Annotated in this window: 18 protein-coding genes, 1 tRNA gene and 1 pseudogene; 9 read left to right on the top strand and 11 right to left on the bottom strand. The window is 47.4% G+C overall.

The genetic code is table 11. The annotated features are described in order from the left end of the window. Positions 1 to 13: 13 nt before the first annotated feature. The 5 genes from JOY44_RS05195 to JOY44_RS05175 form a co-directional block, all read right to left on the bottom strand. The gene (locus JOY44_RS05195; protein WP_207211157.1) at positions 14 to 1123 is read right to left on the bottom strand and encodes an FAD-dependent oxidoreductase; all 1110 of its coding nucleotides are present in this window, start codon (positions 1121 to 1123) and stop codon (positions 14 to 16) included. A 24-nt stretch (positions 1124 to 1147) separates the two neighbouring features. Further along, positions 1148 to 1975 carry a glycosyltransferase family 2 protein gene (locus tag JOY44_RS05190; RefSeq protein ID WP_171572630.1) on the bottom strand — a complete coding sequence of 276 codons (828 nt, stop codon included), beginning with the start codon at positions 1973 to 1975 and terminating at the stop codon, positions 1148 to 1150. Next, the gene (locus JOY44_RS05185) at positions 1972 to 2781 is read right to left on the bottom strand and encodes a sugar phosphate isomerase/epimerase family protein (protein WP_171572629.1); all 810 of its coding nucleotides are present in this window, start codon (positions 2779 to 2781) and stop codon (positions 1972 to 1974) included. Before JOY44_RS05185 ends, JOY44_RS05190 begins: the two co-directional genes overlap by 4 nt. Continuing rightward, positions 2778 to 3554 carry an NAD-dependent epimerase/dehydratase family protein gene (locus JOY44_RS05180; protein WP_171572628.1) on the bottom strand — a complete coding sequence of 259 codons (777 nt, stop codon included), beginning with the start codon at positions 3552 to 3554 and terminating at the stop codon, positions 2778 to 2780. The genes JOY44_RS05185 and JOY44_RS05180 overlap by 4 nt, the downstream gene beginning before the upstream one ends. Positions 3555 to 3623: 69 nt before the next feature. Continuing rightward, positions 3624 to 5912 carry a hypothetical protein gene (locus JOY44_RS05175; RefSeq protein WP_203031938.1) on the bottom strand — a complete coding sequence of 763 codons (2289 nt, stop codon included), beginning with the start codon at positions 5910 to 5912 and terminating at the stop codon, positions 3624 to 3626. Positions 5913 to 6137: 225 nt separating this feature from the next. Between JOY44_RS05175 and JOY44_RS05170 the strand changes: the two genes are divergently transcribed. After that, positions 6138 to 7829, top strand: a complete 1692-nt coding sequence (locus JOY44_RS05170) for a CTP synthase (RefSeq protein WP_171572626.1) — start codon at positions 6138 to 6140, stop codon at positions 7827 to 7829. Positions 7830 to 8003: 174 nt separating this feature from the next. Here the strand turns inward: JOY44_RS05170 and JOY44_RS05165 are convergent, their stop codons facing one another. The 3 genes from JOY44_RS05165 to JOY44_RS05155 form a co-directional block, all read right to left on the bottom strand. After that, complete coding sequence (locus JOY44_RS05165; protein ID WP_171572625.1) at positions 8004 to 8753, bottom strand: pentapeptide repeat-containing protein; 750 nt, start codon at positions 8751 to 8753, stop codon at positions 8004 to 8006. Positions 8754 to 9045: 292 nt separating this feature from the next. Then, positions 9046 to 9975, bottom strand: a complete 930-nt coding sequence (locus JOY44_RS05160; RefSeq protein ID WP_171572624.1) for an ROK family protein — start codon at positions 9973 to 9975, stop codon at positions 9046 to 9048. 104 nt (positions 9976 to 10079) lie between these two features. After that, positions 10080 to 10334: a hypothetical protein gene (locus tag JOY44_RS05155; protein ID WP_171572623.1), complete on the bottom strand. Its 255-nt coding sequence runs from the start codon at positions 10332 to 10334 to the stop codon at positions 10080 to 10082. A 211-nt stretch (positions 10335 to 10545) separates the two neighbouring features. Here JOY44_RS05155 and JOY44_RS05150 point away from each other — a divergent pair, with 211 nt between their 5' ends. From JOY44_RS05150 to JOY44_RS05120, 7 genes and pseudogenes are all read left to right on the top strand, one after another. After that, the gene (locus tag JOY44_RS05150) at positions 10546 to 13149 is read left to right on the top strand and encodes a GH116 family glycosyl hydrolase (protein WP_171572622.1); all 2604 of its coding nucleotides are present in this window, start codon (positions 10546 to 10548) and stop codon (positions 13147 to 13149) included. Positions 13150 to 13298: 149 nt separating this feature from the next. Next, positions 13299 to 13369: transfer RNA gene (locus tag JOY44_RS05145), tRNA-Cys, on the top strand. Between the two features lie 212 nt (positions 13370 to 13581). Then, positions 13582 to 14411, top strand: a protein-coding gene (locus tag JOY44_RS05140) for an IS1 family transposase (RefSeq protein WP_171572536.1) whose coding sequence is annotated in 2 segments (ribosomal slippage) — positions 13582 to 13923 and positions 13926 to 14411 — 828 coding nt in all. Because the reading frame shifts where the segments join, the coding sequence is not laid out codon by codon here. A gap of 283 nt (positions 14412 to 14694) precedes the next feature. Further along, complete coding sequence (locus JOY44_RS05135; protein WP_171571755.1) at positions 14695 to 15144, top strand: helix-turn-helix domain-containing protein; 450 nt, start codon at positions 14695 to 14697, stop codon at positions 15142 to 15144. Further along, positions 15084 to 15413: a helix-turn-helix domain-containing protein gene (locus JOY44_RS05130; RefSeq protein ID WP_197984968.1), complete on the top strand. Its 330-nt coding sequence runs from the start codon at positions 15084 to 15086 to the stop codon at positions 15411 to 15413. Before JOY44_RS05135 ends, JOY44_RS05130 begins: the two co-directional genes overlap by 61 nt. 43 nt (positions 15414 to 15456) lie before the next feature. Next, positions 15457 to 15999, top strand: a complete 543-nt coding sequence (locus JOY44_RS05125) for an IS630 family transposase (protein WP_203031937.1) — start codon at positions 15457 to 15459, stop codon at positions 15997 to 15999. After that, positions 15999 to 16808: pseudogene (locus tag JOY44_RS05120) on the top strand (IS630 family transposase); the annotation flags it as partial. The gene JOY44_RS05125 and the pseudogene JOY44_RS05120, both read left to right, overlap by 1 nt. A 214-nt stretch (positions 16809 to 17022) precedes the next feature. On the opposite strand, the gene tkt reads toward JOY44_RS05120, so the two are convergent. The 3 genes from tkt to acpP form a co-directional block, all read right to left on the bottom strand. Then, the gene (tkt, locus tag JOY44_RS05115; RefSeq protein WP_171572618.1) at positions 17023 to 19041 is read right to left on the bottom strand and encodes a transketolase; all 2019 of its coding nucleotides are present in this window, start codon (positions 19039 to 19041) and stop codon (positions 17023 to 17025) included. 206 nt (positions 19042 to 19247) lie between these two features. Next, positions 19248 to 20501: a beta-ketoacyl-ACP synthase II gene (fabF, locus tag JOY44_RS05110; protein WP_171572617.1), complete on the bottom strand. Its 1254-nt coding sequence runs from the start codon at positions 20499 to 20501 to the stop codon at positions 19248 to 19250. A 121-nt stretch (positions 20502 to 20622) separates the two neighbouring features. After that, positions 20623 to 20874, bottom strand: a complete 252-nt coding sequence (gene acpP, locus JOY44_RS05105) for an acyl carrier protein (protein WP_171572616.1) — start codon at positions 20872 to 20874, stop codon at positions 20623 to 20625. A 316-nt stretch (positions 20875 to 21190) separates the two neighbouring features. Here acpP and JOY44_RS05100 point away from each other — a divergent pair, with 316 nt between their 5' ends. After that, positions 21191 to 22114, top strand: a complete 924-nt coding sequence (locus JOY44_RS05100; RefSeq protein ID WP_171572615.1) for a CoB--CoM heterodisulfide reductase iron-sulfur subunit B family protein — start codon at positions 21191 to 21193, stop codon at positions 22112 to 22114. Positions 22115 to 22160 lie beyond the last annotated feature (46 nt).

Below are 22160 nucleotides of genomic sequence, written 5' to 3'. Positions count from 1 at the left end.
TTAACGCTCAACTTTAATGCTTAAAGTAGTCATCAATCGCAGTATATGCATCATAAATATTGTCGATTTTCGACCCCAACATTGATACAATTCGAGGCTCATTAGCATCCACTTCAAACAAAATAGGTCGTCCGTCGTCCCCTTCATTGCGAACCAGTACTGTTTTTATTTCAAATAGGGAATCTTGATGGGTGGCTGTTTCTAAGCAAGGAATATAGCGTTGAGCATCTCGAATCATATAACCGAAATTCGTAGCGCGATCGCAATTTTTTAGCATCTCGTAAGGGTTCAGCCCATCATTGGCTGCTTCTATCCAGGCCGCGTGAGGAGTGTAGCGAACGTGGGTAAACGTAGACAAGCCACGATCAGGAAAGGGCATAAACGAGAAAAACGGACCGTCCATCACTGTCACTGCGATATTTTCTAGTTCCGGCGGCAGTTGAATCAGGCTCAGTTCAGTAATCTCGTGTTTCAGCTTCAATTGGGTGGGCGTGATACCTACAACTCCATTCAACCCAGAATAAGTGCAGTTAAACACATACTCAACAGGAGTGCTGTTTCCTTGATGATCGATGACTTGCATAGGCGCAGGGCTAATGCTGGAAATAATTTGCTCAATGGGTGTATCAAGCCGAATTTTGACTCCCGCTTTTGCTAACCGTTCCGCCAATAAACGGCGTAGTACTGCCGCATCGAAGGCATATTCCTGAGTTTCATATACCGCCGCAATTAGGCGCGGCGAAAACAAATCGGCAAAACTTGTGCGGGCAGGAGTGAAGGGTGCTTCGATGTTTTGGCAAAAATATTCAAACTGGCGTGAACTGACTTTGGAAGACAGCCGCGCGATCGCGTAGAGTTTGACAAAATTCGTGGCGATCGCTGGACGATAATCATGCAGGAACCGCGAAAAATTTAGCCGACTGCGATAGGCAGTACTGAAACTGCGAGGGTAGTGATAGCCGTTATGCAAGCGAGCCTGATTGTTGTAGGAAGCACGAGTCATCAGATCAGATGCTTGCTCAAACAAAATCACCTCGGCTCCTTGCTTCGCCAAATATTCTGCAACGCTGCATCCATAAAAGCCGCCGCCAATAACTGCGATCGCGTGATTAAGCTGCACCACCGATTGTTTTTAAGCTCCTAAAATTCAGTTGGATGATGGACGGTAGAACCCCAGCGCTGTTTTGAACAGCTGGGTTAACACATGCCATTCTCCCTTAAACCCTTTGATTTTGCTAGGCGTTGGACCCTCAGCGGGATACACTCGCGACACAGGTAGTTCTTTCACCCGATAGCCCAACCGGGGAGCCATCACTGATAGGTAATAGTGCAAATTATAAGTGTTGAACACGTCGCGAAAGGGTTGCAGTTTGCTATCAAGCAAGAAGCGACGGCTGACAGCTCTAAATCCGTTAGTCGTATCAGTGTAGCGATGACGGGCTGCCAAACTAATCACTGGCGCATGGATGAACATGACCGCTATTTTGCGAGACAGCGGTGTGTTTTTCTCTTCGCCACCAGGGATGTAGCGTGATCCTTGCACATAATCCCAGCCTTGCTCCAGGGCGGTTAGAAACTTGGGAATCGCGTCTACACCATCTTTATTATTGCCATCAATAATCACCATACCGTCGTAGCCTTGGGTAATTGCATAGGCAAAAAACATCCGTAATTGGGCACTGAGCTTACCCTTTCCAGTTTTGGTGAGCAATGTCCGAATGCCAAATGGGGCAAGTTGATCGCGATCTGTTGATCCGTCAGTGCTGCCGCCATCAGCAATTACAATATCGGCAAATTTATGCAGCCCTAAATCATACATCCGCTGTAGCTGAGCTCTAATTCGCTCCCCTTCGTTGATGATAGGAATGCCAATGCAATAAGCATGGCGACGGGGCGCAAACTCCGATACGGTAAAGGTTGGCAATTCCCACTCGGTCGGCTCTGAGGACGATGATTGTGTGAATGGATTGCTCATGCCACCTCATAGATTTCTTTAACCATAGCGATCGCCTGTGTAATATTAGCAATCGCATCATCCGACGCTCTCATTTCAATCGAAATCCACTTGTTCCAGTCGAGCGATCGCAGCGTCGCAGCAACCTGCTTATGGGCAACTTGGGGCGCACTGAAAGTTCCCAAATTCGGTTCGCTAATGTGGATATGTTCCAGCACGTCTATTGTGGATTCCAGTGCTTGAGGAATATTTTCGCCAGCTAAATGCATTCCTGCTGCATCCAGATGGAGTCGAAAACCAGGGGAATTCACTGATCGCACTAGTTGCGCTCCACTTTGACTATCAGTAATAAAGTTGCAGGCATAGTCTGTGGGATTTGGTTCAATGCACAAACACACGCCCTGCTGCTGGCAATAGTCCCCCACCTCTGCAAACAGATCCGCTGCTTGGGCAAAGGCAGTTTTATCATCTAAGTTGCCGCGATCGCGGTTTTTTGGTGCCCCAAACACCAGTGGCTTTGCCCCCAACGCTACTGCCAGATCCGCCACCCGTTTCAAATGGGCAATCAGTCCCGCCCGTTCTGCTGCCGACCCAAACACCTTCAAATCGGGCTTTTTGTAAACAATTGCCTGCAACGAAGAACACACCAGCCCTTGCGTTTGCAAATACTCCCGATAGGCAGAAATCTCTGGTGGAGCAAATTCCCACTCTGACCAAATACGTGTGGGTGCCAATTCCACAGCGTTCACGCCCAAACTAGGCAGCAGCGCCAGCACTGCTTCATCCTCTGCATCCGTCCAGGCAATATTAGAAATTGTTAGCTTCATTCGGCTTGCCTCGGCTCTGTTGCAACAAATCGTCCAATGTCTTGCAGCACTTGTTCTTTAGTCAGCAGATACTTGCCACTGCCACCTAATGCCTTAGCATGGCAAGTATGCACATCATAAAACGCAGATCCACTTGCCTCTGCACCGATCTCTACCGTCGGGAAAAACTGCTCCTGAATCTCTTTCGTAGCAACGGGTTCAGTTGCCAACATCACCAAGCGTAAGTCTTTCTGAACCACCGTTTGCAGGTCTGCCCACAGCCGTGTCACGTCATACCATTGAAACCGACTGTCTGGATCAATCTTTTCAGGCTGATTGTGGTTAATCATGTCAAAAATCACGTTCTTTCTCAGCCCAGGACCAAACAATCCTGGTAAGCGCACGATATGAGCTAAGGGAAAGTGTGCCGCCACAAACTGCTCCAGCATCAGCCGATTACGCCCATAGGCATGATTTGATTGACTAGCACAATCAAAGGTTTCATCCACCCCAACCACCGTCGGAAACACATCAATTGAAGAAATCAAAATAAACCGCTCTACCTGAGTGTGCTTCAAGTGGTTGATTAACTGCTTCACCAAAGCACAGTCTTCATCCGGATGCTGATTTGCCCACCATTTTTTCGCTTGCGGTGCAGCACAGACCAGAGTTTCAAACGCTTGCCCTGAAATCTCTGCAATATTTTGGGTGTTGTAGCACGCATCAAAAACTGTCAGCCGAGTTAAATTGCTGCCCACAAAGCCGGTATACCCAATCAAGCCTGTTTGAAACATACGGTGAAAAAACTGCTGACGGATGCAAAAATTCCTTGCTCAGCAGAGATTACCACAGATTGGGAACGGTTATGGAAGGGCGGCAGTGCCGGAATTTGGACGAGTAAACGCAAGGGCAATAAGCAGCAGAATAACTCCGGCGATCGCAAAGCCATAAGCCGTTCTCAACCCTGGCGGCACATAGCGGAGTGTGTAGAGCTGATTGGCATTAAATGTGCCCTGCCATGTATTAAACGCGCCGCAAAATTTGGAAGCTGGAACACCATTCAAGCTCCAGCCCGGAGAAAAAGCTTGTAGAGAGACAAGTGTGCCAGAACCAGCCTGCGCTAACTCAAACTGAACTTGATTAATGCTTTTATGAACAATTTGGGGCTGACTAACCAGCAGCGATCGCGTAGCAGCTAGTGCGCTGGAATAATTTTGAACTTGACAGCTCGCTTCAATGGTTTGATTGGATTTTAGTAAAAAAACTTTAGGTAAAGGATCATTGATTTTCAAAAATTCTTTATCCACTGGAGTTACAGCATTGGCATCTGTGACTTTGTATCCATAAATAGAAGTTACTCCCATTAATTTCAATAGAGCAATTTGGTTGGAGTTTAATATTACTTCCTTCGGCAATTGAAGATGGAGTACTCCACTCAAAACACTAAAGTTTTTATTCATTAAATCTGCAAAGCTGCGATTTAGGATTGGGTCAAACACTTCTACACGCTCATACCCTCTCAGTAGATTAGTATTGGCTGAATCTGCATTAGAAAGAATACGTTCTTGACTTAGATCGACTCCTGCAACTGGGAAAGGAGCATGGTTTGGAAAAGCGTTGGAAAATCCATAGGGTCGCATCAGAAAGGCTGTTAGAATCATTCCAAATAAAAACAGTTTCCAATTCAGCTCAGTAGAATTCGATAGCAATATCCAAACCAAAATGATGATGGAGATCGCCCAACCAATCCAAATTTGCAAAAGCGAGCTGAAGCTACCCCAATCAAAGTTCCATCTAGGGTCAGATAGGTGAAAGAAAACAATTAGAAAAACGATACTTACAAAGCCAATGAGTGCATAACGAGTGATACAATGGCGAGTTTTAAGCGGCAAATTGATGAGTATCGATAAAGCGATCGCGCCACTGGTAGAAATTAGCAAATAAATGTAGTTAACATATTTTGTCATACGAATAGTGTTGACAAATGGAATTTTAGTAAGAAGAGACGGCAACAAGCTAAAAGATGAAATAGTTGAAATTCCAAGTATTCCAGAAATTAGAAAGACCAAAAAAATGCTTTTATTTGAAAGGCTAATTTTTCGAGTAAAACATAAAATAATTCCTATAATTACTAGAAATATAAACACTGGATGTATGGCAAAAACTGCTAACTCTTCATTGGATATAACAGTTGGACGAAAGTAATTTGCATAGGCACCATTGATATACGGAATAATTCCTCCAGTTAACCACTCAGGGCTAAGTGAAGCTCCTGAGCGGGCTGGAGTCGCAAGCGAGTTTAACAGGCCTGCTTTTTTGCTAACGAGATAGGGATAGATTGACGGAGAACTGATTAAAAGCCCTGATGCTAATGAAAAACTAAATACAAAGAGAGATCGCCATGGTATTCGATGGCTTTCAATGACTGCTCGTAATAATTCAGCTAGCACAAATACCAGCACCGCAATTACATCAAAAAAAGCTTCTTGCGGATTACCTGCCGTCAAACAGCATGTAATTGCGAAAACGCCTACTAAGATTGTCCTTTTGGAATAAGCGACTCGCAGAATTTTTACTGCGGCCCAAGCAATTAGAGGAGTCCAAACAAAGGCGCGGTAATGCACCATGTTAATTTCAAGAAACGAGAGCCAGCTTAGCGAAAAAGCAGTAGAAAGTGCGATCGCAAGCTTCCAAGAAATATATAGTCGGAATAACAAGAATGTATTAATTGACAGTATCAATACATGGAAGACTTCAAACAAATCAAAAAATTGTGGTGAAGACAAATCCATCAATATCAATAGCAAATTAAGTGGATAAAATACTCCTGATTGCATTGACTCTACAAGCAGAGCACCTAACCCATTTTCCAAGTTAACTAAAGGAATAGAACCCTGTCTTAGTGCTATTCCAATGTAGGATAACCACGGGTGATCCTGTTGACTTCCGGCAGCCGGGTCTAAGACGGGTAAAAGTCTTCCAAAATGTTGAGAAAAATCTGTCGATGCTTCATTAAATGAAATCGTATGACCCAGAATCAAAACATCATAATAAACAAGAAATGGTGCAAAAAAAAACAAAATAATTAGTGTTTGCTTTCTCATTAAAAAATTAAACGTTTGACCTATTCTTTTTTTAAATCGAAGTAGCATTTTCTGATGTCTTGTAGGAGCGTTAGTAATACGAAGAGAAGCTTCAATAAAATTTGCTTTCTAGAACCACCGTTAAGTACTGAGATGGGCAAGATGTTCTTCTTATTCAGCCTATCTTGATCAAACCTTGCCAGATTAACGGTGTAACGACAGCGGAAGATCAAAAGACTGTGGCAGAATAAACGGGATGTGTATGCTTCCCAGCTAAGTGCCCCTCTGAAATTTATGACCAAGTTTGTATTTGTTACGGGTGGCGTTGTCTCTAGCATCGGCAAGGGTATTGTTGCTGCAAGTTTAGGACGGTTGCTAAAGTCGCGCAACTATTCGGTTTCTATTCTTAAGCTAGACCCTTATATCAACGTCGATCCGGGCACGATGAGTCCATTTCAGCATGGCGAAGTGTTTGTTACGGAAGACGGCGCGGAAACCGATTTAGACTTGGGGCATTATGAACGCTTTACCGACACTTCCATGTCGCGTTTGAACAGCGTTACTACAGGTTCGATTTATCAAGCGGTATTGAATCGAGAGCGACGGGGAGATTATCAGGGCGGCACGGTGCAGGTGATTCCGCATATTACTAATGAAATCAAAGAGCGGGTGCTGCGAGTTGCAAAAAACACCAATCCTGATGTGGTAATTACCGAAATTGGCGGCACTGTGGGAGATATTGAATCTTTGCCGTTTCTTGAGGCGATCCGCCAGTTTCGCAAAGATGTGGGACGACAAAATGTACTGTACATGCATGTCACCTTGGTGCCTTGGATTCCAGCAGCAGGCGAGATGAAAACAAAGCCGACTCAACATTCGGTGAAGGAACTGCGATCGATTGGAATTCAGCCAGATATGTTAGTTTGCCGCAGCGATCGCCCCTTGCCAGAAGGCTTTAAAGAAAAAGTGTCAGGCTTTTGCGATGTGGCTGCAGAATGTGTAATTTCCTGTCCTGATGCCAACAGCATCTATGAAGTGCCGTTAGTCCTAGAACGCGAAGGCTTAGCCAATCAAGCATTAGAGTTACTGCAATTGGAACAGCGCAGCCCTGATTTGAAGCAATGGGCAAGACTAGTCGATCGCCTCTATCACCCAACGAAGCGCGTAGAAATTGCGATCGTCGGCAAATACGTGCGGTTGGGCGATGCTTACTTGTCAGTTGTAGAAGCATTACGCCATGCCGCGATCGAGTTAGACAGCGATCTCAATATTCGTTGGGTCAATTCTGAAGATATTGAGGCTCAAAATCCCGAACAATTTTTGCAGGGTGCAGATGGAATTATCGTGCCTGGCGGCTTTGGTGCCCGTGGAATTGATGGCAAAGTTGCGGCAGTTCAATATGCGCGATCGCGTCAAATTCCCTTCTTAGGGTTGTGCTTAGGGATGCAATGCTCTGTGATCGAATGGGCACGACACCTTGCCCATTTAGAAGATGCCAATAGTTCAGAATTTAACGCCAATGCTCAGAATCCGGTGATTAATTTATTGCCAGAACAGCAAGATGTTGTAGATTTGGGCGGCACCATGCGGCTTGGGCTATACCCCTGTCGCCTTACTCCCAACACCCTCGCTTTTAGCTTGTATCAAGAAGAAGTAATTTACGAGCGCCATCGCCATCGTTATGAATTCAATAACGCCTATCGTAATCTGCTTGTAGAGTCTGGGTATACCATCAGCGGCACCTCACCCGATGGACGTTTGGTAGAAATTGTTGAGCTTTCCAATCATCCATTCTTTATAGCCAGCCAATTTCATCCAGAGTTTCAGTCTCGTCCTAACTTGCCCCACCCTTTGTTCAAGGGATTTATCCGAGCAGCTCTCCTGCAACAGGAGCCAGAGCAAACAACAAACTACGGGTCTAAAGCCACCAATCTTGTCATAGATAGGCAAGATTCATCCTTGATTGCTCCGGCTGAAATTTCTTAACTGTGAAGTAAGAAGATTTCCAACAGACAAGTTATCTGTAAGGGCAGGTTTAAGACTAGATTAAACGGCTTAAGGTACTAAGGTGTTGGGGAATGAGGGTAACTTACGAAGGGGGTGAACCCAATTTCATACTTACTATATGTGTTATCCCTTTAGCTATATTAAGTATCATCCTTAAAGATGAACATTACCATCAGGCATAATGGCATCTCGTAAATCTGCTGTGCTAAGGTCAACGCTTTCATCAAAAGAGGCGTTCTTGAAATTAGCACCTCGGAAATTAGTTCCCATGCAATTAGTCTGTGGATTAGACAAGGTAGGTTCTGACCTATCATCACCTATCCATGCATTGCTGATGTCTGCACCACTCAATCTTGCTTCACGGAGATTAGTTCCTTGAATATACGAAGCTATCAAAGTTGCTTTTACTAAGTTTGCTTTATATAGATTGCTTCTACGAAAAGTTGCCTTTTTGAGATTTGCATCACAAAGATTAGCTTCTTCAAGATTAGTTTCTGTGAAATCTACGCCTTCCAAGTTGGCACCAGACAGATCCGAATAGCGTAAATCTGCATGTCTAAAGTTAGCATTCTTCAAATTGACATCTCTAAACTTTGCACCATAAAGAATGGCACGTGAGAAATTGGCTGATTCAAGATCAACTCCCTCAAATGATGTTTGAACACAATAAGATTGACTAAGGTCAACATCTCTAAGATTCAAAGGCCATTGATGATTAGGCAGTCTATTCAAAATAGGCTGAGCAAATGAGCTACGCCGCCATTCATTCCATGCCTGAGTGCCTTTCCGAAGAATCTTTAAGTGTTTTTTATTCGCTGGTCTTTCTGGAGATAGCTGCCAGGGTTGCAATATAAGCAATAGCCAGCAAATCGTACCTACAATTAAAAAGATCAAGATATGCATGATTGATTTTCTATAAAAGTTTGTGTTGCCGACGATAGATTTTTAATCTGAAAGTAGATTCACAACTGAACATTAAGAGAAACCCATATAAAAAATGATCTTGTGATGCTGAATAAACCTATCGTTGATTTCAACTTCTTGATTCACCGAAAATTTAGCGCTGTTCCACCTTACTTCGTTGCGCACAGCATAACAGTGGATCATTTATTTCTTAGCTTTCTCTAAGGTTCACAATTTGGGGCAGAATAAGATTCTCATGGTTTTTGCCCCTAAAAATTAGATATCAATTCGCTTATTCCGCCGCCAATTGCCACGCTAGTTTTGCCGCGCCTACAATTCCCGCCTGATTGCCCAATTCCGCCTTCAAAAGTTGCAGACCAGCCAGGGAGCAAGGCAACACTCGCCGTTCTAGCTCAGTCTGAATCGATGGAAAAAATAAGTCAGCGCTGGCACTGACACCGCCGCCAATGATTATTGCTTCTGGTGCCAGCACATAGATTAGGCTTGCCAAACCCGCGCCTAAATCATGTCCATAATGCTGCCAAAATTCTAACGCTTGGGCATCGCCAGAGATCGCCATTGCGCCCAGCTTATCCGGTTCTAATCCAGTGCGGCGACGAATTGCTTGCACCGAGGCATATTGTTCCAAGGAGCCTTGATTGCCGCTGTTGCAGGCGGGTCCGTTGGGGTTGAGGGTGATTAGTCCCAGTTCACCTGCTGTGCCATGATGCCCCACAAACAGTCTGCCGTCTAGAATAATGGCTCCTCCTACACCCGTGCCCAGGGTGAGCAAAATCAGGTTACGAAACCATCGCCCTGCACCGAGCCATGCCTCTCCCATTCCGGCGCAGTTGGCATCGTTGGCAATGGTGGTGGGTAGCCCAGTTTTTGCTTCAATCCAATCAGCAAGCGGAACATCGTGCCAGTCTGTAAGGTTAATCGCAACTCTGGCAATTCGTCCGGTTGCATCGGCAGGACCCGGAGTGCCAATGCCGATCGCCGCTGCTTGGTGTTTTGGGTCGAGTTGGGCGATCGCATGAATCATTGCCCTGACCACCGCTTCGGGAGTAGACGGTTGTGGAGTAGGCACCGTTAACGACTGCAAGCAATCTCCATTCTGACTAAAACGCCCTAGCTTAATCGCAGTTCCACCTAAATCAATCCCCAGAACCTGCGGACCCTGCTTCAGCGTTTCCTGGGGCACTCCTAACACACTATTCATAAGTAGCAATCCATCGTGCGCGGCTAACCTGCCCGTTTAATTGAAGGCATGACTGCTCTAGATTAACAGCAACGATCGCATTTTCTTAAAAGGGAAGAATCAAGCTAAAGGCTACTGGAAGAACGAGTGCTATGAGGAACAAGCAAGAAACGAACAGCGGGTTGGGCAGACATGCTCACTGGTCGCATATTGCGAGGAAACAGCCTGGATTTATTTTTAAGCAACGTTCTTGTAATTTTGGCAGCTTGGGCTATTTCAGGATTCCATAGCTGCTGAGCAGTGCTATGCATCCATCCGCTAGAGATTGCAGCGAATGATGTCAAACCGACCACACAGAACCAGACAGCCTGCGATTTCATTGAATACCTCTCACCCAAACGGATAAATCTAGCTAGAAGAACCAACCTATTCTCAACTACGGGTTGAAGCATGAACTTTCCGGTTTTCCCTTAAGCTGAAGGATGCGGCATGAGCCACTACAGAAGCATCAGGAGTTCTACAGGACTTTATGCAACAGTCAGAAGAGGCAACCGCGTTTATACTTGGCGCGATCGCCCTTAAAATCAGGACATGCAAAATCAATCCACATCGCCTCAAATTCCTGACTGCACCTGGCAGCGTCCCATCGGTTTAGGCTGGGAGACCCCTTACACTGTCCGCTATCCTAGCAATCTAGATGATGGTCCTTGGCATGGAATGCCCCTGGGCGGATTTGGGGCTGGCTGTATCGGGCGATCGCACCGAGGAGACTTTAATTTATGGCATATCGACAGCGGCGAACACGTCTTCCAAACGATGCCTGCCTGTCAGTTCAGCATTTTTGAGCAAAGTGGTGACCAATCCCAAGCCTATGCATTATCCACAGAACCGCCTACGGATGGAAGCTTAAAATCCTGGAAATGGTATCCAGCAAGTCATTCCCCTCTCATCCCGCCCCCCTCACTCTCGACAGGCACTTACCATGCCCTTTACCCCCGCAGTTGGTTTGTTTACGAAAATGTGTTTCAGGCAGCCCTGACCTGCGAACAGTTTTCACCCATCGTGCCCCACAACTACCAGGAAACTAGCTATCCCGTCGCGATTTTCGAGTGGACGGCTCACAATCCCACCGATCAACCCATTACCCTCAGCATTTTGTTGACCTGGCAAAATATGGTGGGCTGGTTTACCAATGCCTCCAAGTCTCCGGAAGTGAAACTGCGGGATGATGGCAGTCCCGTGTATGAGTATCAGCCACGGTTAGGCGAAAGCACTGGAAATGTGAACCGATGGATGAAAGACGAGATGCGCGTTGGAATAGTGATGGGCAAGGAGCAAGGAGAAACAGCCGATCGCCCTGCTGAAGGCGATGGACAGTGGGCGATTCTCGTGGGAGATCCGCAGAGCGGAATCGCGCTTCAACCACCTGCCAATACCAACATTTTTTATCAAACTCGCTGGAATCCGACTGGTGATGGCGCCGAAGTGTGGCATTCCTTTGCTGAAAATGGCTCGTTACCTAATCGAGATAATGCAACAGCCGCAAAATCCGGTGAGCAGATTGCAGCTGCGATCGCAGTCCAGTTCACCCTGCAACCGGGCGAAACCCAGCACATTCCTTTCACCCTAAGTTGGGATTTTCCAGTGATGGAATTTGCTCAAGGGGTGGAGTATTTTAAGCGCTACACCGATTTTTTTGATCGCAGCGGCAAAAATGCCTGGGCGATCGCCCACACTGCCCTAGAACACTACCAAACCTGGCAACAGCAAATTCAATCTTGGCAGCAGCCTATTTTAGAGGAGCCAGACTTACCCAACTGGTTCAAAATGGCGCTGTTCAACGAACTATACATCCTGACAGATGGCGGAACTTTGTGGAGTGCGGCAACCGAGCAAGATCCGGTCGGACAATTCGCCGTGCTGGAATGTATTGACTATCGCTGGTATGAAAGCCTGGATGTGCGCTTGTATGGCTCCTTTGGCCTGCTGATGCTGTTCCCAGACCTGGAAAAAGCAGTGATTCGTGCCTTTGCCCGCGCCATTCCTGCCAGCGACGATCGCACCCGTGTGATCGGCTACTACATGACGATTGGCGCAGATAGCCCCATGGCAGCTCGCAAAAACGCTGGAGCCACCCCCCACGACTTGGGCGCACCCAATGAGCATGTCTGGGAAAAAACTAACTACACTAGCTATCAAGATTGCAACCTGTGGAAAGATTTGTCCTGCGACTTTGTGCTGCAAGTCTATCGAGCCTTTTTACTAAGCGACCCAACGGATATTGGCTTTTTGCAGGAGTGCTGGGGAGCAATTTCCCAAACCTTGCATTATCTCAAGGGCTTTGATAAAAATTTTGATGGCATTCCCGAAAACTCTGGTGCCCCCGACCAAACCTTTGATGATTGGAAGCTTCAGGGAATCAGCGCCTATTGCGGCGGTTTGTGGTTAGCAGCCTTGGAAGCCGCGATCGCGATTGGTCGTCTCCTTGCTGAAAATACCGCCGATATTCGTCTGCTCACTAGCCTATCCAACGACATCGGCAATTTCCAGGTTTGGCTAGAGCAATCCTATCCCTTGTATCAAGAGCTTTGGAACGGTCAGTATTACCGGATTGACAGCGATAGCGGCTCCGATATTGTGATGACCGATCAACTGTGTGGACAGTTCTACGCCCGTTTATTGCACCTGCCCGATATTGCGCCGCGCGATCGCATCCACACCACCCTCCGCACGGTCTATGATGCCTGCTTCATCAAATTCAATCAATATCTTGGCTCTGGCAACCTGCAAGCTCAACAATTCACCACCGTTCAAGAAGCCCGCCTAGCAGAACAGCAAACGCTGGAAACAGCTAATCAACTCGCCCCCCACCCCTTGCCCCTCGCCAGTTCCTCCCTTCCCCTTGGAGCCGCCAATGGAGTTCGACCCGATGGTACCCCAGAAAACCCCAATTCCACCCATCCCCTCGAAGTGTGGATCGGCATTAACTTTGGGCTTGCCGCTTTCATGGTGCAAATGGAGATGAAGGACGAAGCAATGGCGATCGCCCAGGCTGTTATCCAGCAAATCTACGACAACGGCTTACAGTTCCGCACGCCAGAAGCCATTACTCCATCCGGAACCTTTCGCGCTAGTCACTACCTACGAGCAATGGCAATTTGGGCAGTCTATGGCGTGCTCACTGGAAAATTGTAGAGTTTTACAACCTTCGATAATGTGACTCTGGTCAATTAAATCGCTGCCATTGCAGGTAGCTAATGCAAGCAGCTAGTCCTAAGCGAGCCTCAATTCTCGCTATCTGTAGGCAAATGAACACTAAACTTGATATATTGATTGTCTGGTATGGCGGCATGGCCAAGTGGTAAGGCAGAGGATTGCAAATCCTTTACCCCCAGTTCGAATCTGGGTGCCGCCTTTAGGGGTTATGACTGTAAAAGGAATCGTAAACATTCTTAAATCGTGCCAAATCTTGACAGTATTTGGTCGAACGATGCTAGACAACGTCGTAAAAATAGTTGCGATTTGGCCACATCCAATGGTTTGGATGAGCGGTCGGAGTAGCGGGTAGTGAATCAAAATGTAGTGGGTTGGGTAAAGTAGAGGGATAACTACTCCCCAGCAAGACTTATGGAATGCCGTCTGTGCAGTCATCCCAGCACTCATAAACATGGTAGAGCACCCAATGGTAGCCAACGGTATTTCTGTCCGCAATGCAAGCAAACATTCAATGAACGGTTTGACACCTTGTATTATCATCGCCACATCACGCCTGAACAGATTCGGCAGGTGCTACAGGCGCATAGTGAGGGTAGTAGTTTGCGAGGAATTAGCCGAACGAGCTTGCTTGCCTACAACACTGTCGTGAGCATTGTTCGCGCTGCGAGTCAGCAGGCTCAGTTGGTTCACAACGCCGAGGTGCAAGCTGTACAAACCGGGGAAGTAAGTGCGGATGAGTTGTGGTCGTTTGTTTCAAAAAACAGAAGCAATGCCTGCCCCAGGAGCTAGAAGCGGGAGATTGTTGGATTGCAGTGAGCTTGGCAGATTCGAGTGGGCTAATTCTGGCCGCTAGAGTAGGAAAGCACACGGATGAATTGATCGAAGAATTAGTGGTCAGCAGTGAAGGAAAAACCGCTTGTAAACGTTTCAATAGCGATGATTGGGGAGGCTATGTGCGAGTCTTGCCTCCCGAAATTTTGCACCATATTGGCAAAGACAAGACCCAACGCTTGGAGAGAACCAATGGCATTGTTCGACAACAAACCGGACGATGGCATCGCAGACAGAATAAGTTTGGCAAGCTGTGGGAGCAAACGAAGGTAACAGCGCGATTAGTGGTGAGTTATTTCAACTGGATTTGGCAGCATAGCCGATTGAAGACGACCGCAGCGCCACGAGCAGGATTAGCCCACACATCTTGGACGTGGCACGAACTCGTTACCTACCCCACCATTATTTGATGCACTACCGAGTAGCGAATGGCACCTATAGCTGTCGCCGGGTGTGTTAGGACAGATTGGTGATGAACATCAACACCCGTGAGCTTTGTGAATTGACCCTTGTCCTAAGTCTTCCGTCCGTTGCTATAAAGGTGGCGCGGCTGGGCGTATATACGAGCGTCATCGTCAAGCTCAGCGCTGGCAGGCTGTAGAGGCTGAAGCAGACGAGGTATAAATTTAGTCTATCTAATACGGAATTGAGTAGGGGAGTATCATTTAGCAAGATGAAAAAGGTACTCTGTCCATGCCTCGACCCCGCACTCAAATTAGCCCTCATCTAGACTACGCAGATCTAACTCAGCGGTATGTTCAGTGCCAAGATGCTGGCGAGAAAAACCGTTGGTTGGTGATTCGATTGCTCAGTCATCCAAAGACTCCGATGAGCATCGAACAAACCGCTGAGATTTGTGGACTCAGTTGTAGTGGAGTGCGGAAAATTGCCCGTCGCTACAACGCCGAGGGTGCGGTCGGACTAGTCAATCGGCAACGCTTGAACCCTGGGGGCAATCGGTTGGCTTTACAGCGGTTCTTGCTTGAGTCAGCCACAATTTGCCAGTCTAAGAGGCAACCAATGCAATATCAAAATTGTCGCCTATGCCAGCCGCCTTATCTGTCGATTTACGTCAACGAATTATGGCAGCGTATGAAGCCAAAGAAGGGTCACAGCGGCAACTGGCAGAGCGCTTTAAGGTGAGTTTATCCTTCATCAGAGATCTGAGACGACACCATCGTGAAACGGGCACCGTGCAACCCAAGCCCCACGGGGGAGGAGCAGTTGCCAAGTTAGGGAAAGAACAGTTGCCCATCGTTGAAGCGTTGGTTACGGCCCAACCGGATGCCCTGCTCGAAGAGTTGTGTGAGCGCTTTGCAAGGGCAACCGGGGTGGAGGTGAGTGTATCGACCATGCAACGAACTGTCTGTAAGCTCAAGTTAAGCGTCAAAAAAAACACTGATTGCCTCTGAACAAGACACGCAACGAGTCAAAGATTTACGATTTGCTCATCGGATGTGGAGTTTCACGATAGACCCGCGTAACTTGGTCTTCATTGATGAGACTGGCATCCATCTGGGCATGACTCGGCTCTATGGTCGCGCCCCAATCGGTGAACGCTTGTACGACAGTGAAACTCCTGGCGATCAAGGAAAGAATATCTCGTTAATCGGAGGGATGAGTATCGATGGTTTGATTGCCACGATGAGCCTTGTCGGTAGCGTCAATACTGAGGTGTTCTTGTTCTACATCCAGGAGATTTTGATTCCTCAACTGTGGATAGGAGCGATTATTGTCATGGATAACTTACCTGTTCATCATGCCGTAGTAGTGCGAGAGGCAATTGAAGCGGTGGGGGCAAAAGTTGTATTTTTGCCCCCTTATTCACCAGATCTTTCACCCATTGAATTGTGTTGGTCAAAACTGAAGCAACTTTTGCGCTCGGCTAAGGCTCGAACCCGTGAAGCACTCGACCAAGCCTTGAGCAAAATTATCAATGACTGTATTTCCGCTGATGACGCGCTCGGTTGGTTCGCTCACTGTGGCTTATTTATCTGAAAATCGCTTTAAGTGATGAACAGCAACGGCTATTGCGGCAACGCTTACAGAGTGCCCCGGATGATGGCGGACTCTGGAGTGGACCGAAAGTTGGGGAGTATATCGAAACCTACTTTGGCATTTGCTTACACCCCTCAACAGCCTGGAAGTATCTACGACGTTTGGGGTTGAGCTTGCAGGTGCCGCGTCCGGTGCATCATCAAAGCGCAACCCTTGAGCAGCAAGCAGAGTTCAAAGCAGGATTAGCAGGTCATGTGGCGTGGTTGCGCTCGTTGTTTCCCAATCGGGAGATTGTAATTTGGGCGGAAGACGAAGCTCGATTAGGCTTGCAACCCATTGTCAGGCGGGTTTGGGCACCCATAGGAGAACGCCCATCAGCGCATCATTCTCGCCGCTATCAATGGGTCTACACCTATGGTTTTGTCCATCCTGCCACTGGAGCGAGCTACTTCCTTTTATTGCCCCGTGCCAATGTCTCCATGATGCAGATGGCGTTAGAGCTATTTGCGGCTCAGGTCAATCCCCATCGTCAGCAGTTGATCATTCTATTGGTTGATCAGGCCGCGTGGCATATGAGCCAAAAACTTCAGGTGCCCCCCGGCATTTTCTTCTACCCGCTATTGCCCTATACCCCCCAACTGCAACCCACTGAATGTGTCTGGTCTTTGCTGCGCGAAGCAATCGCTAATCAAGTGTTTGACAATCTTGATGCTTTAGAGGATGTCTTAGTCAAGCGGTGCCAATGGTTGATGCAGCATCCTGTGATAGTTCAAGGCAAAGTGGGCTTTGATTGGATTCAAGCAATTTAATCTGGTCAAAAAGTACTGCCTTCCGCAATTCCGTATAACATTGCGGCGCAACGCTGGTTATGGCACGTGACGACTATCTAATAGGCGGAGTATTGGCATACGGGGTATCAAACTATTAAGACAGTGCTTTTCTCGAACTAAAATCATTGTCGGAGCACAAAAAAGGACGTAGGTTATACGCCCTTTTTGATTTTGATAATTTGTGAAAGGTGACTTAACTTGCTGCTAAGACTGCCTTTGCTTTAATCAACATATTTTCTAAGGTAAAACCAAATTTTTCCATGCACACGCCACCTGGAGCCGAAGCGCCAAAGGAGTCGATGCCAATCACTGCGCCTTGATCGCCGACATACTTATGCCAACCCATAGTGATTCCAGCTTCCACCGCCACGCGCCGCTTCACTGCTTTAGGAAGAATGGATTCTTTATAGGCGGCATCTTGGGCTTCAAACAGATCCCAAGATGGCATCGAAACAACCCGCACCTTCTGCCCTTCGCCGGTAAGTTGCTCCGCCGCTTTGACGCAAAGATTCACTTCAGACCCCGTCCCGATCAGAATGATGTCAGGGGTTCCATCGCAGTCAATCACCGAGTAAGCTCCTTTTGCCACACCATCAATCGACGATCCAGCTAAGTTTGGCAACCCTTGACGAGACAACGCCAGCAAGGTTGGACGATTTTGATTCGCGTTCAGCACCGCGACTTTGTATGCTCCAGAGGTTTCAGTGCCATCAGCAGGACGCAAAACAGTGAGTTGAGGAATGGCTCGTAGAGACGCGATCGTTTCCACAGGCTGGTGCGTGGGACCATCTTCACCCAACGCTACCGAGTCATGGGTCATCACCCAAATAACACCAGCTTGCGATAGTGCGGAGAGCCGAATGGAACAGCGCATGTAATCGGTAAAGATTAAGAAAGTTGCACCGTAAGGAATCAAGCCAGAGCCATGGAGGGCAATCCCATTGCAGATTGCGCCCATGCCATGTTCACGCACGCCAAAGTGAAGATTGCGGTTTTCATAGTGCCCTGCTTGAAAATTTCCGCTGTGTTCTAGTTCAGTCAGGTTGGAGTGGGTTAAGTCTGCCGAGCCACCAAACAGTTCCGGCAAAACAGGAGCCAGCTTATTCAAGCAGATTTCAGAATGTTTGCGGGAAGCCAGGGTTTTGTCTTCGGGAGTGTAGGTAGGCAAAACTTTATCCCAACCATCAGGCAGTTTACCGCTGACTAAGCGCTCAAACTCAGCGGCTTCTTGAGGAAACTTAGTTTTATATTGTGCTAAGGTTGCTTCCCATTCTGCTTCTAGGCTAGCGCCACGCTCAACGGCTTTGCGGGTGTGCGCCAATGCATCCTCAGGAATCACAAAGGGTTCGTGTTCCCAACCTAATTTTTCACGAGTCAGATTAATTTCTTCGGTGCCAAAAACCGAACCGTGCGCACCTGCGGTGCCTGCTTTATTAGGAGAACCGTAGCCAATCGTGGTGGTAACTTTAATCATCGTTGGCTTGTCGGTGACGGCTTTTGCAGCCGCAATCGCCTTACCAATTCCTGCTAAATCTGTGTTGCCATCTTCGACATGCAACACATGCCAACCATAGGCTTCAAAGCGTTTGGAGACATCTTCGGTAAAGGCTATGTCGGTAGAGCCGTCGATCGAGATGTGGTTGTCATCATAGAGTGCAATCAGTTTGCCCAGACCCAAGTGACCTGCCAAGGAGCAAGCTTCGCCAGAAATTCCTTCCATGTTGCAGCCATCGCCCAAGATGACGTAGGTGTAGTGGTCAACGAGGGTTGCGTCGGGCTTGTTGAATTTGGCGGCAAGATGGGCTTCGGCAATCGCCAGGCCCACTGCATTGGCAATCCCTTGTCCTAAGGGTCCAGTGGTCACTTCCACACCGGGAGTTTCAAAATTTTCAGGATGTCCAGGTGTTTTCGATCCCCACTGGCGGAACTGTTTAATGTCATCAATGGTAACGCTGTCGTATCCAGTCAGATACATGAGGGCATATTGCAGCATGCAGCCGTGACCCGCTGACAGCACAAAGCGATCGCGGTTGAACCACTGCGGATTTTTAGGATTAAACCGCAGGAACTGATCCCACAGCACAAATGCCATCGGAGCTGCACCCATGGGTAGCCCAGGATGCCCCGATTTTGCTTTCTCAACAGCATCTACCGCCAAGAAACGGATTGAATTAATACAAAGTTCTTCAAGTGATTGAGTTACGACAGCCATGATTCCTACTCAGTGATGAATTAGCGTTAAAACGTTGATAAATAAGACGCTGGGTAAGACAAGCCACCCGATATTCCTTTGCCTAATCATCCCATCATTAGAGACGGTAAGCAATAATCCCTATTGGAAAAACTAATAGCTTGAGCGGGAACTGAACAATTCTTCAAATCAGCCAGCAAGACTCATTCTGCTCGCCCTACAAACTATTAGGCAACAAACTTCTTGAATGCAAGCGTCACATTGTGCCCCCCAAACCCAAAAGAATTTGATAGCGCTACGTTAACAAACTGCTCTCGGCTGTGGTTAGGCACATAATCTAAATCACAAGCCGGATCAGGATTGACCAAGTTAATGGTGGGAGGAATACGGTTGTTTACAATTGCCATCACTGTTGCAACCGCTTCAATGCCGCCTGATCCGCCCAATAAGTGCCCTGTCATCGATTTCGTTGAGCTAACGGCAATCTGATAAGCAGAGTCGCCTAACGCTTTCTTAATTGCAGCCGTTTCTGTGGAATCGTTTGCGGGGGTGCTGGTGCCGTGAGCATTGACGTAGCTTACTTGGTCAGGAGTGAGGTTACCATCTTTGAGGCACAAGGAGATAGCGCGGGTTGCCCCTTCGCCCCCAGGAACTGGAGAGGTCATATGATAGGCATCGCAGGTCATGCCATAGCCCACGATCTCCGCATAAATCCGAGCGTTGCGTGCTAGGGCATTATCCAGCTCTTCTAGGATCAAAATACCTGACCCTTCACCCAAAACAAAGCCATCCCGGTCTTTATCAAAAGGGCGACTGGCATGGGCAGGATCATCATTACGAGTAGACATAGCTTTACAAGCCGCAAACCCTGCAACCGATAAAGGAGTGACTGCTGCTTCTGTACCCCCACAGATCATGGCTTTGGCATATCCTTGCTGAATCAGGCGAAACGCATCACCGATCGCGTTTGAACCCGCCGCACAGGCTGTCACCGAGCAAGAATTAGGTCCTTTAGCTCCCGTGTGAATGGCGGTTAACCCTGCCGCCATATTGGCAATCATCATTGGGATCATGAAGGGGCTACAGCGATCAGGACCTTTGGTCAGGTAAATTTCCTGCTGATCTTCCAACACTTTTAAGCCACCAATGCCGGTACCAATCAACACACCGACTTGTTCAGCATTCAGGTCGTTGATCACAAACTGAGCATCAGCGATCGCTTGTTTACTAGCACATACGCCAAACTGGGCAAAGCGATCCATTCGCTTCGCTTCTTTGCGATCCAAATAAGTTAATGGATCAAAGCCTTTCACTTCCCCAGCCATCCGGCAGTCATGGCGAGAAGCATCAAATAAGGTGATGGAATCGATCCCGTTGCGTCCACTCATTAAGCCATCCCAATAGTCACCCACTGTATTTCCAATTGGGGTGATTGCGCCAAGCCCAGTGACGACAACGCGCTTACGAACAACGTTTGTCATGATTTCAACGTAAAAATTAATAAACCCAACCTCAAAAAGCTCTGAGTTATGAAAGCTGAGTTTTAGTCTGAAATGATGTCTCAGGAAACTCAACACTCATAACTCATTACCCAATATCTGGTTAGGCAGATGCAGTAGCTTTGTTACTGATATAGTCCACTGCCGATTGTACGGTAGCAATTTCCTCAGCCGCTTCGTCAGGAATTTCAATGTCAAATTCTTCCTCTAATGCCATAACTAGCTCAACAGTGTCGAGGGAATCAGCTCCCAAGTCGTTAGCAAAGCTAGCTTGAGGAGTCACTTTGGTAGTGTCAACTCCCAGTTGTTCAGCCACAATTTTCTGAACTTTATTGAAAATTTCGGTTTCGCTCATAAGCTCCCTCGCTGAATGCAGTGGCAATAAACTCATGCCGGAGTGTGTACAATGATGCCCAGACATAACTGGTTTAAGCGCTGATGACACTTTATTCCAGATATATCTATATTTAAGCATTCCACCATCTTAAGCTGAAAGCGCGATCGCTCTGAAGGAGAGTGGACGCTTTCTAGTTTTAACACCGCAAGAATTTTGAGAATCTGGTAGATTTCAGATCACAACATTGACCATAAAAACCTTCAGAATAATCGTTGCTTAGTCAGAAACTAGGACACTGCTTAAAAAATCACCATTGCGCCCAACCTTTTCTCTTATGTCGCTGAATCCTTTGAAATATGCTTATTTTCCTGGCTGTGTCGCCCAAGGAGCTTGCCGAGAACTTTACCAAAGCACTCAAGCCTTGACTCAAGCCTTAGACATTGAGTTAGTCGAACTGAAAAAAGCCTCCTGCTGTGGCTCCGGTACTTTCAAGGAAGATTCTCAACTGCTGGAAGACACCGTGAATGCCCGTAATCTTGCCCTCGCCGAGGAACTAAACCTGCCCCTATTAACCCATTGCAGCACCTGTCAGGGCGTACTCGGTCATGTAGATGAGCGCTTAAAAGACGCTCAAGCAAAGAATCCAGATTACGTTGAACAGGTGAATGGATTGCTCAAAAAAGAAGGGTGTTCGCCCTATCGAGGCAGCGGTGAGGTGAAACACATTCTCTGGGCACTGGTCGGAGATTATGGCTTGGAGGCGTTGCAAGCAAAAGTGACACGCAAACTGGAAGGGCTAAACTGTGCTGCGTTCTATGGCTGCTATTTGCTGCGTGCCCAAGATCATATTCCCTATGATGACCCATACAATCCACAGTCGATGGAAAATGTGTTTCGCGCAGTAAGTGCCACGCCGATTTATTTTCCGGGGCGGACTCAGTGCTGCGGATGGCCTCTTGCTAGCTATGCAACGGAACAGTCTTTTACTATGGCAGGGGGACACATCCAAGCGGCGATCGCCGCTGGAGCCGATTGTATTGTCACTCCCTGTCCTCTGTGCCACCTCAATTTAGATTCTCGCCAACCCGAAGTTGAAAAAGTGATTGGCTCCAAATTAGGACTACCCATTTTGCATTTACCCCAGTTGGTAGCGCTGGCATTGGGTGTTAGCCCCCAACAACTCGGCTTAGATCGCCACATTGTCTCAACAAGTCCCGTTCTCAAAAAACTTGGGCTATATAAAGATGGCAGATTTTAGAGTTCTAAGTTTTGAGTCAGGTGTGTCGTTGAAAGAAATACTGTAT

It is taken from the genome of Leptolyngbya sp. Cla-17 (assembly GCF_016807185.1).
Taxonomy (GTDB): domain Bacteria; phylum Cyanobacteriota; class Cyanobacteriia; order Leptolyngbyales; family Leptolyngbyaceae; genus ULC077BIN1.
This window is presented reverse-complemented; position numbering and strand designations above follow the sequence as displayed.

Coding starts and splice junctions, on each gene's coding strand:
- JOY44_RS05160 (WP_171572624.1), bottom strand. CDS start 9,975: ATGAATAGTGTGTTAGGAGTGCCCCAGGAAACGCTGAAGCAGGGTCCG.
- JOY44_RS05135 (WP_171571755.1), top strand. CDS start 14,695: ATGCCTCGACCCCGCACTCAAATTAGCCCTCATCTAGACTACGCAGAT.
- acpP (WP_171572616.1), bottom strand. CDS start 20,874: ATGAGCGAAACCGAAATTTTCAATAAAGTTCAGAAAATTGTGGCTGAA.
- JOY44_RS05185 (WP_171572629.1), bottom strand. CDS start 2,781: ATGAAGCTAACAATTTCTAATATTGCCTGGACGGATGCAGAGGATGAA.
- JOY44_RS05150 (WP_171572622.1), top strand. CDS start 10,546: ATGCAAAATCAATCCACATCGCCTCAAATTCCTGACTGCACCTGGCAG.
- JOY44_RS05100 (WP_171572615.1), top strand. CDS start 21,191: ATGTCGCTGAATCCTTTGAAATATGCTTATTTTCCTGGCTGTGTCGCC.
- JOY44_RS05155 (WP_171572623.1), bottom strand. CDS start 10,334: ATGAAATCGCAGGCTGTCTGGTTCTGTGTGGTCGGTTTGACATCATTC.
- JOY44_RS05125 (WP_203031937.1), top strand. CDS start 15,457: ATGTGGAGTTTCACGATAGACCCGCGTAACTTGGTCTTCATTGATGAG.
- JOY44_RS05130 (WP_197984968.1), top strand. CDS start 15,084: ATGGCAGCGTATGAAGCCAAAGAAGGGTCACAGCGGCAACTGGCAGAG.
- JOY44_RS05165 (WP_171572625.1), bottom strand. CDS start 8,753: ATGCATATCTTGATCTTTTTAATTGTAGGTACGATTTGCTGGCTATTG.
- JOY44_RS05175 (WP_203031938.1), bottom strand. CDS start 5,912: ATGCTACTTCGATTTAAAAAAAGAATAGGTCAAACGTTTAATTTTTTA.
- JOY44_RS05190 (WP_171572630.1), bottom strand. CDS start 1,975: ATGAGCAATCCATTCACACAATCATCGTCCTCAGAGCCGACCGAGTGG.
- JOY44_RS05180 (WP_171572628.1), bottom strand. CDS start 3,554: ATGTTTCAAACAGGCTTGATTGGGTATACCGGCTTTGTGGGCAGCAAT.
- tkt (WP_171572618.1), bottom strand. CDS start 19,041: ATGGCTGTCGTAACTCAATCACTTGAAGAACTTTGTATTAATTCAATC.
- fabF (WP_171572617.1), bottom strand. CDS start 20,501: ATGACAAACGTTGTTCGTAAGCGCGTTGTCGTCACTGGGCTTGGCGCA.
- JOY44_RS05170 (WP_171572626.1), top strand. CDS start 6,138: ATGACCAAGTTTGTATTTGTTACGGGTGGCGTTGTCTCTAGCATCGGC.